The 1301-nt window shown below is 61.0% G+C and carries 3 protein-coding genes; 1 reads left to right on the forward strand and 2 read right to left on the reverse strand.

Annotation, left to right across the window (positions count from 1 at the left end; genetic code table 11):
* Together ENZ74_RS32030 and ENZ74_RS32035 are read right to left on the reverse strand one after the other, a co-directional pair.
* On the reverse strand, positions 1-411 hold a 411-nt coding region (locus tag ENZ74_RS32030), incomplete at its 3' end, for a DnaJ domain-containing protein (RefSeq protein ID WP_164761417.1).
* Positions 412-511: 100 nt separating this feature from the next.
* Positions 512-973, reverse strand: a complete 462-nt coding sequence (locus tag ENZ74_RS32035; protein WP_013532805.1) for an RT0821/Lpp0805 family surface protein — start codon at positions 971-973, stop codon at positions 512-514.
* A gap of 72 nt (positions 974-1045) precedes the next feature.
* On the opposite strand from ENZ74_RS32035, the gene ENZ74_RS32040 reads away from it, so the two are divergent.
* On the forward strand, positions 1046-1301 hold a 256-nt coding region (locus ENZ74_RS32040), incomplete at its 3' end, for a pyridoxamine 5'-phosphate oxidase family protein (protein ID WP_206522386.1).

Genomic DNA, 1301 nt, shown 5'->3' on the forward strand with positions numbered 1-1301 from the left:
GGGACCGCGCGCGCCGGAAAAAGTGTCGCCAAAAATCTGGCTGAAGATGTCGCTGTTGCCGTCGAACGGATCGCCACCGGGTCGACCGGAGCGGAATTCGAACCGCGAGCCGCCCGGACCTTGCTGCCGGCGAAAGCCGCCAAACGGATCGCCGCCACCGGCAGCGCCCTCAAAGCCCTGGAATCGCGGCTTGCCGTCAGCGTCGATCTCGCCGCGATCGAAAGCGGCGCGATTCTTTTCGTCGCCGACGATCTCGTAGGCCTGGTTGGCTGCGGCGAAACGGTCCTTCGCCTTTGGATCATTCGGATTCTGGTCCGGATGATGCTTTTTGGCGAGTTTCCGGTACGCCGACTTTATGTCTTTGGCCGATGCGTTCCTGGCAACGCCCAGCACCTCATAGGGGTCGCGCATGCTTACTGCCCTGGAGAAGAGTTGAGTCTCTGGTTGCCTCTTATATGCGCTCCCATAGGAAGAAATTCCAGTGCTGGAGCCGCATATCAGACGCGGAAAATCAGAGCGCCTTGAAGTCCTGCATGCGCCAGCCGCCGGCGCTGGCCAGGCACAGTTCGCCTTCGAACATGGCAACGCCGTCAAAGCTTTCGCGCGAGGCCTTGAAGCGGCGGCAGGTCTGGCCGTTGTCCTTCAATTCCGCCAGATCGGTGATGGAACCGCGCGAGCCGGTACCGGCATTGGCCCATGGGACGGCCTGCCCGCCGAGCTGCTCGATGTCGGCCGAGGAGACTGCATTGCCGATCGTCGTCTGGTCGGAGTCGCGATCCAGACTGGCCGGCGCGGCCGAGGCCGATGTGCTGCTGGTCAGGATCGAGCGGTCGACTTCGGCTTTTTCCAGGCTGAAGCCGCCGGCGCCACAAGCGGCAAGCGGCAAGGCGACCGCCACGATCGCGGCTTTCGCGCTGGCCGAAGCGATAACGCTCCATTGCCTGCTGTCAAAAGCTTGCGCGATAAGCGACAATCGGCAGCCTCCCCCTTGCTTCGTTAAGAATCTTGGCTTTGTAAGAATCTTCGTGACAATTTGAGAAAAACTATGAGTGACACTGAGTTAACAAGCGGTGACTTTACCGAGGCTGCCGAGCCGTTTCGCCTGTTTGCCGCATGGCTGGACGACGCCACGAAAAGCGAGCCGAACGACCCCAACGGCGTGGCTCTGGCGACCGTCGATGCCGACGGCATGCCGGATGTGCGCATGGTTTTGCTCAAGGGGTTCGATGAAAGCGGGTTTGTCTTCTACACGAATTTCGAGAGCGCCAAGGGCCAGGAGATTCTTGGCAGCATGAAGGCGG

The sequence above is a fragment of the Mesorhizobium sp. M7A.F.Ca.CA.002.15.2.1 genome (assembly GCF_003998715.1).
Taxonomy (GTDB): domain Bacteria; phylum Pseudomonadota; class Alphaproteobacteria; order Rhizobiales; family Rhizobiaceae; genus Mesorhizobium; species Mesorhizobium ciceri.